The organism is Acidobacteriota bacterium, assembly GCA_016184105.1.
GTDB lineage: Bacteria > Acidobacteriota > Vicinamibacteria > Vicinamibacterales > 2-12-FULL-66-21 > JACPDI01.
Genome location: JACPDI010000046.1, coordinates 41,250 through 49,221, shown reverse-complemented (window position 1 = coordinate 49,221; position 7,972 = coordinate 41,250). Strand labels below are relative to the sequence as shown.

Sequence of the window (7,972 nt, the reverse complement as noted above, 5' to 3'; positions counted from 1 at the left end):
TGACTTGGGCCCGCAGAGCGCCTCGGCACAGTCACTTATGCATGCGATCGCAGTGAAGACCGTGTCTTCTCCAGGGACCGCATGGCATTGCTGTCTGGAGTTCTTCTCAGTCGCGACGCGACTTCCGGCCGAATTCCGGCTGACGCCTGCCGACGCCTGCCTGTTGGTCCACGAAGAAGTGTTCCGCCGGATGGAGGTGTGCGATTTACCTTCGAAGGATCGGCTTGCGCTCCTTCGAAATGCCGCGCAGGAACGGGTCGCCGGCGGCCGCATCTACGATGCGCATATCGCGGAAATCGCGCGCGCCGCCGGCGCGGGAGTGATCGTGACCGCCAACCGTCGCCACTTTCTGGCCGCGCTCCGTCACGGCATTCGCGTGGAAACGCCGACGGAGTTCGTCGCGTTGCTCAAGGCTCGACGATAGCGCAGCGTTGGTTCAACACGAAGGTTGGCGACGATACACCACGAGGGTTCATCGCGGGTGTTCATACTAGCAGTCGCGCGGCGCACCGAGTCGCCATTGGTGGACTACGCTGTCGGTTCGGTGAAGATCTGAACCAAGAACCGCAGAATTGCTCAGCTCCGCCACCGAGAGTCCCCATTGAACGAATCTGCGGCAACGATCACAGGGTCCGCCAGCGTTACCGGTTTTCCGCAATTCCCCGCCGGACGACCGGCATCTCTTCGTAGGTGTCTGTCCTACAACGTGAGACCAGGTAGGTCCTGTGCCAGCCACTCAGGAGTGGCATCGCTTTCGCACGGCGTCGTACGGCTCGTGCCGCGGCAGTTGCCAGTCTCCGAACCACAGACACCGCCGGACACGACTGCGGACAGATCGGCTGCACGCACCGCCGCGCCACAAGTGGCCAAGCTGATCACAAGGACGCTGATCCGTCCGGACATCACTCACGGCGACTTCATTCAATGCGCCCAGGCCTTACGAGAGCTACTCGTTCACGCCTCAAAGTCACAGCGCGAGCAACTTGAAAGGATTGTTCATGCACTGAGTGGCTGTCTCTTCTCCCCCTGTGCCAATAATCCGTGAGACAACCTCCCGAGGAAGATTAGTGTAGGGGCGGGGAGGGCAATGTGGCACATTGCCCTGAGTTAACGCCGCACCTTGAGCGAATGCCGCTTCGTGACGTTGCGCCGATGTGGAGCGTCGAGACGCAAGCTGAAGTGAGTTCGGTCACCCCACCGCGCAATCGAAGTCCTGCCGGGGGTATCGAGGTCGAGCGGACGACTTCGAGCCTGGGTTTGCAGGCTTCCCTTAAAGAGAGAACCTCACGCGATAGCCACGCCGATCCACCTCTTTTACAGCCCGTAGAGTTAAGCACGGGTTGATAAAACTTGGAAGGCCAAAGAACAAATGCGGAAAACGTCTCCCGACGCTTTTGCCCTTCGTCCTTCGGCCTTGCCTAGACCTGTTCCGTGTCGATCTGCGCCCGCTGCAGCTTTCCGCTGTAGTCGATGTAGATCGACTTCCACTCCGAGAACAGGTCGAGCGCGGCGACGCCCGATTCGCGGTGGCCGTTGCCGGTGCTCTTCGTGCCGCCGAACGGCAGGTGCACCTCCGCGCCGATGGTGGGCGCGTTCACGTAGAAGATGCCGGTGTACAGCTCGCGCATCGCGGTGAACGCGCGGTTGATGTCCTGCGTGTAGATCGACGCCGACAGGCCATACTCCACGCCGTTGCCGATCTCAATCGCCTGGTCGAGCGACGTGCAGGGAATCACCGACACGACCGGCCCGAAAATCTCCTCGCGCGCGATGCGCATCTTCGAATCCACGTCGGCGAAGATCGTCGGCTCGTGGAAGTACCCCCTCGCGTGCGCCCCCTTGTCGAGCCGGTGGCCGCCGCACACCAGCTTCGCCCCCTCGCCCTTGCCGATCGCGACGTAGTCCATGTCGGTCTTCAACTGGCTCTCGCTGACCGCCGGCCCCATCTGGTTCTTCTCGTCCAGGCCGTCGCCCACGACGAGCGACCTGGCGCGCGTCACAAAGGCGTCGAGGAACGGCGTATACGCCTTCTCGTGCACGACCACGCGGCTGGCCGCCGTGCAGCGCTGCCCCGTCGTCCCGAAGCCACCCCAAAGGGCGCCGTCAACCGCCAGCTCGATGTTGGCGTCGTCCATCACCATGATGACGTTCTTGCCGCCCATCTCGAGGTGGACCTTCTTGAACGCCGGCGCGCACGCCTCGTTGACGTGCCGCCCCACGAGGGTGGACCCGGTGAACGACACGACGCGCACGTGCGGGTTGTCCAGAATCGAGTCGCCGACTTCCTCCCCGCCACCGGTGACGATGTTCACGACCCCCTTCGGGAGGCCGGCCTCCTCCAGGACCTTCACGAAGTTCACCGCCGAGAGCGGAGTCAGCGTGGCGGGCTTGAAGACGACGGTGTTGCCGCAGATGATCGCGGGAATGATCTTCCACGACGGGATCGCCATCGGGAAGTTCCACGGCGTGATGACGCCGCAGACGCCGATCGGCTGGCGGACCGACATCGCGAACTTGTTCGGAAGCTCGGACGGCGTCGTCTGGCCGAACATGCGCCGCCCCTCGCCGGCGTACAGGAAGGACATGTCGATCGCTTCCTGCACGTCGCCGCGCGTCTCGGCGAGCACCTTCCCCATCTCGCGGGTCATGTCGCGCGCGAACTGTTCCTTGCGCGCGACGAGGATCTGCGCCGCCTTGTAGACGATCTCGGCGCGGCGCGGCGCCGGCACGAGCCGCCAGCGGTCGTAGGCCCGCCGCGCGGCCTCGACCGCCGCCTCCACGTCCGTGCGCGTCGACTTCTGGAAGACGCCGATCAGGTCGCCGGTGTTGGCCGGGTTGCGGTTCTCGAAGAGCTGACCGGAGCTGGACGGGGTCCACTGACCGTCGATGTAGTTGTAGTAGGTGGTTGCGGTAAGCGCGGTCGGCATACACCGAAGATATCAGGGTTCAGGGTTCAGGGTCAGTCCACCCGCCTCGCCGCCTTGAGCGTGCTGACGAAGTCCTTGATCGCGCTGCGGACGTGCTCGGGGGGGTCGATGAATTCGACGCCGGTCCGGTAGCCGATGCGCTCCTCGTCGAGGTCCCCGATGTGGCAGTGCGCCACCCGCCCTTTGACCACGATCGAGCGGTCGCCGAGGGTCAGGCGGAAATCGTGGAGCGAGTCGAGCTGGAGCGGGAAGGCCGTCTCGATCTGCGCCCCTCCGGCGCTGATGTCGAGGATGTTCATGGGTTGAAACACCATGACCTCGCCCCGCAGCTCGCCGAGGATGGGAACCCGCTCGCGTTCCCGCTTGTCGTCGTCTTCAACGGCCATGAGGATTGCGGGATAGTAGCAAACGACAGTGGCCGGTGGCCAGTGGGCAGTGCGCCTTGTCCCTCGTGCCTCGTGCCCCGTGCCTATTCTCTGGTGATGACCCTCTCGTCCGCCCGTGGCGGGTTCACGTACGCCGAGACCAGGCTCTCGTGCCCCCCCGGCCCGATGGCGGCGACGCCGAACACGTAATCGTCAATCGACACGTCCTGGAGCACGTGCTCCGTCACGTTGCCGACGGCAAGCTCGTGCTCCCAGTCCGGCGCCCAGGCGCGGCGCCAGAAGATGCGATACCCGGCGGCGCCGGGCGAGGCGTCCCAGCGAAGGCGCGCGTCGTAGCCGCTCGGCTGCCGCCCGAGCAGAGGACCGCGAGGCCCGTTCACCTGCGGCGCCGGCGGCGCGAGGGCCAGCACGGCAGCCGCCGCCACGTTCACGCGCGCGTTGCGCGCGAGGTAGGTGAAGTCCACGCCGTCGACCGTGTCGTCCACGCTGTGCTGCCGCGCGTAGTTCTCGTTCGATTCGGTCAGGCGCACGCCGGCATATCCGTTCTGGTTGAACGCGGTGTGATCGCCGCCGCGGCCGAACCGATCGTGACGGGCAATCGGCCGGACCTGGTGCGAGGGGTAGTAGCGCGTCGCCCAGCGCTGGATGAAGCGCGCGATTTGCCGCGAAGGGGAATCCTCGGGGCCTTCCGCGAATACCCGCATCGACTCGCTGTCGATGGCGCCGTTCGCGCCGCCGCGGCTGTTCCCTACCATGTCGTTGTTCAGCACGGCCTCGATCGCGGCCTTCTCCGCCGCGGCCTTCTGCGCGTGCGCCTTTGCCCCGACGAGCCCCTGCTCTTCGCCGGCAAACGCGATGAACACCAGCGTCGCGTCGAACTCGATACCGCTCCCGGCAAACACGCGCGCCAGCTCCATCGTCAGCACCGTGCCGCTGCCGTCGTCATTGGCGCCGGGGGCGCGGTTGTCGGCATTCAGCCAGTCGAAGGACTGCTCCTGCGCCGCCCTCGGGCTGCGCGCGAGGGAATCATAGTGGCCGCTGATGTAGATGCGTCGCGCCGACTTGCCGGGCAGGACCGCCATCACGTTGCTCAGCTCGACGTCGCGAAGAATCCGCTGCCCCTGCCTGGGCAGTTGGTACGTGTCGAAGGTCACCTGCAACCGCGGGCTCGCGTTCTTCAACTCATCGAACATCCACTGGCGGGCCGCGACCAACGGCCGCGTGGGCGCGTCGGCGGTTGCCATGGTGTTGCGCGTTTCGAAGCTGGAAAGCTTCGTCAGAAGCCGCTCGAGCCGCTGCTCGGACACGGCGGCAATCAGTTTCTGAATCCTGGGATCGAGATCGGTGGCCTGGGCGTGCGCGACGGGCGAGACGACGGCCCACAACGTGAACGAGACGAGAAAGGTGCGAAGCATGGGGGGAATATAGCGCAAGGTTCGAGGGGGTTCGGTGCAAAAATCGCCTCGCCAACGGCTTTCCGAGTACGCAGCCACGGCACTCTGGAGCACGCCAGCTTCAAGAAAAGGCCGGTAAACGGCCTCGGCACGCTCGGTGCTTTGCCTTCACGCGTGGGCGCGAAATCGCACAAGGAGCTGATTGCGTGGCAGCTCGCTGACGCTCTGCGCCGCGAGATCTACTCGCTGATCTCCGGCGGACTCGCGGCAGCGGATCTGCGTTTCCGCTCCCAGGCGGAAGATGCGGCCAGTTCGACGTGCCGCAATCTCGCGGAAGGCTTTGCCAGGTTCAATCCGCGCGAGTTCGCGCAATACGCGCGATATTCCGCATCCTCGAACTGCGAAGTCGGGGACCTGATCGAGGACGGACTGGCGCGGCGCTTCTGGACGGCCGAACAGGCCGCACGGGCTCAAGACCTTCAGGTCAGAGCCGGAATTGCCGTGGGCCGCCTGCAGCGCTACCTGCGATCGAAACGCGCGAGGCGAAATGTGGTAAGAATCCTCAGCCGCGACGAAGCGAGGTGACCCCCCGGAACCTTCTCGAACCTTCTCGAACCGTTTCGAACCTTCTCGAACCTTCTCGAACCTTCTCGAACCCCCTCGAACCCCCTCGAACCCCCTCGAACCCTATCGAACCTTGATGTGCGCCAGATAGTCCCCCGAGGGGATTCGCTCGGCGCGCCCGAGTGGCGCGTTGTAGAAGTACACCCAGGCTCTCTCGTGGCGACCGTCCGTGAGCGCGACGTCCACCTGGGTGCGGATGTAGAGGCTGCGGTCGGGATCGTCCGGGCGGTAGCCCTCGATGTCGTCGAGGCCGCCAAGTGCCTTGTCCCGGTCTTTCACCGCGTACACTTCGCCCCACACCCGCCCGTCCGGCGCCGGCACCGCCGCAGGATAGATCCCCAGATCGAACAGGTCGGCGGCGATCGTGCCCCGCCCGAAGTACTCGATGTGCTCGTCGATACCGGCCCGCCGCCGGCGATCGAAGCCGGTCATCAGCGTGCCGTAGAAGAAAACGAGCTCAGGCATAGCGGGAACGAGAGCTTCGGAAGTGTAGGATCGACCGCACCCTGAGTCAAAAACAAAAGGGCGACCCCGGGGGGTCGCCCTTCGATACGTCCGGCGCGCGCTTCGTTACCGGTCCGGCACCGGCGGCATCGGCGGGCGGGGCGGCTCGGGGGGTTCCGGCGCCTCACCGCGCTCCATCTCCGTGTGGTGCCGGGCGCTCTTCGCAATCAGATCCACCACTTCGGCCGGCACGGCAAAGGAGAGAATCACCGTCTTGCCAGTGCCTCCAAGCTGCAGCGACTGGACGAGCGCCGCCGCGCGCGGATCGCTGCCGCCCTGCAGCTTCGCCAGCGCCAGCAGGCCACGGACCACGTCGCGCAGGTTTTCCGCCGCCGCGTCGTCGCGCGCCTCGGCCCGGAGGCTGCCAGACACGCCGCCGTTGACGTGGCCCGTCGCGGCAAACCACTTCACCGCGGAGAGCTGGTTGTGGACCTGCGCGGGAAGTTTTTCGTGGTTGCGCAGCGCGTCAAAGCGGCCGACCGCCCACGCGTTGCTGCCCGCCTCGATGTCGCCGACCAGGCGCATCATCTCTTCGTTGCCGGAAATGCTCTGCCCGGTGTGGTGGGCATCGATGGCTTTCTTGAGACCCGCCTCATCGCCGATCGCGACCAGACCTGTGTCCACGAAGGCAAGCGCCGGGTGCTTCCCGCCGTGACGGCGGACGCGGGGCTCGGTCGACTCTTCCGTGGCCTTCGCCACCATGCGCGACAGGATTCGCGCGCCCCGATATTCCTGGATCTGGCCGCCGTGCTCGCGTGCCAGAGCCTCCAGGCGCCCCTGGTTGAAGGTGCCGCGCGCCAGCACGACTCTGCTGCCGCCGTTGGCCGCGTCCGGACTCATCGCGGCGATGATGTACTGGATGTCGCGCTCGACGTCGATCCCGGTCTTCTCCTCGAACTCGTTCCGCTCGTTCTCCTTCATCGGAATCGCTTCGCGGAGCTTCTGCCGGAACTGCGAGTTCATGACGGTCTGGATGTCGGCGTACGCCACGACGGCGGCATCGGCCGGCACATAACTCAGCTCGTCTGGTCCGGTCCGCGACGCCGACAGCGCAGGAAGGCCGCCGTAATAGGCCACGAGGCCCGTGCAAAGGCCGAGGGCAAGCACCGTTGCCGCGCCAGCCATGAAGTACCGGGTCCGCTTGGTCATGGGCATGAACCTCTGTCTGAGTATAACGAGGTCGACGCTAAAAAGTTCCGTTTAAGGGACTTAGCTGTCCGGAAGCGGACAGCCTACTGCTCCAGCACGTACTCCTTCCGCTCCACCGTCCGCGCCGCCAACCATAAGAACCCGAACCAGATAATCGCCAGGCACAGCAGGCTTACCGGCAGGCTGGGCGTATCGCGGAAGAGCCCCTGGATGAGGCTCATCACCCCCTCCTGGGGCATGGCGTGCGGAACGAGCGCCTGGACGTAGTAGGCGATCGTGAACTTCTTCAGGTAGCCGGGAATCATCAGGGCTGCCTGCTCCCATCCGAACACGAAGATCAGGCCGGTCAGGAGGGGACGCTTGAACTTGGCCCCGATGAAGGCGAACAACGCCCCGTAGGCGCCCAGGCCGATGGCGAGCAGCGCGAGATCTTTCAGGAGCGGGATGAACGACACCGCCAGGCCGGTGCCGCCGATCGGCGCGATGAGCAGCCACACGATCATGACCGATGGCAGCACGACGAGCGACGTGACGGCGAAATACGCCAGGTATTTCCCGAGCAGCACGGCGCCGCGGCGGACGGGCCGCGTGAACAGGTATGTCAGCGTCTTGTCCTCGACCTCGTCGGCGATGAGCGCGGTGCCGTAGAACACGCCCAGCACCGGCACGGTGAAGCGCAGGTAGAAGAACCAGATCATCATGCCGAACATGGCCTGGCCCGTCATCGCGACGCCATCCACCCGCCCGACGCGCCCGGTCAGGAAGAGCGCGGCCCGAACGGCCAGCGCGATCACCACGGGCCCGCCGACGACGAGCGCCATGAAGATCGTGCGCCGCGACCACAGCATCTCGCCCACGGAGATGTCGAACACACGGACCGCGGACGAGAACAGGCTGGGCGAACCGCCGCGGGTGCTCCCGGTGCTTTGCGTGCCAGGGGTGCTCTCGGTGTCCATCTTCATCCCTCGTGCCTCGTGCCTCGTGCCCG

General features: G+C 65.5%; 8 protein-coding genes. 2 read left to right on the top strand and 6 right to left on the bottom strand.

The window, feature by feature from the left end; all coding sequences use genetic code 11:
* Positions 1-424 (top strand): hypothetical protein (locus HYU53_16125; GenBank protein MBI2222720.1); only part of this gene is annotated, 424 nt, incomplete at its 5' end.
* 994 nt (positions 425-1,418) lie between these two features.
* Here the strand turns inward: HYU53_16125 and HYU53_16120 are convergent.
* The 3 genes from HYU53_16120 to HYU53_16110 form a co-directional block, all read right to left on the bottom strand.
* A complete protein-coding gene (locus HYU53_16120; protein MBI2222719.1) occupies positions 1,419-2,927 on the bottom strand; it encodes an aldehyde dehydrogenase family protein in 1,509 nt (502 codons plus the stop codon).
* Positions 2,928-2,959: 32 nt separating this feature from the next.
* On the bottom strand, positions 2,960-3,313 hold the full coding sequence (locus HYU53_16115) for a PilZ domain-containing protein (GenBank protein ID MBI2222718.1): 354 nt from the start codon (positions 3,311-3,313) through the stop codon (positions 2,960-2,962).
* Positions 3,314-3,396: 83 nt separating this feature from the next.
* Entirely contained in the window at positions 3,397-4,728 is a 1,332-nt protein-coding gene (locus HYU53_16110; GenBank protein MBI2222717.1) for a M20/M25/M40 family metallo-hydrolase, read from the bottom strand.
* Here HYU53_16110 and HYU53_16105 point away from each other — a divergent pair.
* A complete protein-coding gene (locus tag HYU53_16105; GenBank protein ID MBI2222716.1) occupies positions 4,669-5,292 on the top strand; it encodes a four helix bundle protein in 624 nt (207 codons plus the stop codon). The two genes, HYU53_16110 and HYU53_16105, sit on opposite strands and share 60 nt — an antisense overlap.
* Before the next feature lie 102 nt (positions 5,293-5,394).
* On the opposite strand, the gene HYU53_16100 is transcribed toward HYU53_16105, so the two are convergent.
* The 3 genes from HYU53_16100 to HYU53_16090 all read right to left on the bottom strand — a co-directional run bounded on the left by HYU53_16100 (position 5,395) and on the right by HYU53_16090 (position 7,946).
* Positions 5,395-5,796 carry a gamma-glutamylcyclotransferase gene (locus HYU53_16100; GenBank protein ID MBI2222715.1) on the bottom strand — a complete coding sequence of 134 codons (402 nt, stop codon included), beginning with the start codon at positions 5,794-5,796 and terminating at the stop codon, positions 5,395-5,397.
* A 105-nt stretch (positions 5,797-5,901) separates the two neighbouring features.
* Positions 5,902-6,984 carry a hypothetical protein gene (locus tag HYU53_16095; GenBank protein MBI2222714.1) on the bottom strand — a complete coding sequence of 361 codons (1,083 nt, stop codon included), beginning with the start codon at positions 6,982-6,984 and terminating at the stop codon, positions 5,902-5,904.
* A gap of 83 nt (positions 6,985-7,067) precedes the next feature.
* Entirely contained in the window at positions 7,068-7,946 is an 879-nt protein-coding gene (locus HYU53_16090; GenBank protein MBI2222713.1) for an ABC transporter permease, read from the bottom strand.
* Positions 7,947-7,972 lie beyond the last annotated feature (26 nt).

What these genes read in the sequence shown, in the direction of transcription:
- HYU53_16095 (MBI2222714.1), bottom strand. Translation starts at nt 6,984, where the DNA reads ATGACCAAGCGGACCCGGTACTTCATGGCTGGCGCGGCAACGGTGCTT.
- HYU53_16110 (MBI2222717.1), bottom strand. Translation starts at nt 4,728, where the DNA reads ATGCTTCGCACCTTTCTCGTCTCGTTCACGTTGTGGGCCGTCGTCTCG.
- HYU53_16120 (MBI2222719.1), bottom strand. Translation starts at nt 2,927, where the DNA reads ATGCCGACCGCGCTTACCGCAACCACCTACTACAACTACATCGACGGT.
- HYU53_16100 (MBI2222715.1), bottom strand. Translation starts at nt 5,796, where the DNA reads ATGCCTGAGCTCGTTTTCTTCTACGGCACGCTGATGACCGGCTTCGAT.
- HYU53_16115 (MBI2222718.1), bottom strand. Translation starts at nt 3,313, where the DNA reads ATGGCCGTTGAAGACGACGACAAGCGGGAACGCGAGCGGGTTCCCATC.
- HYU53_16090 (MBI2222713.1), bottom strand. Translation starts at nt 7,946, where the DNA reads ATGAAGATGGACACCGAGAGCACCCCTGGCACGCAAAGCACCGGGAGC.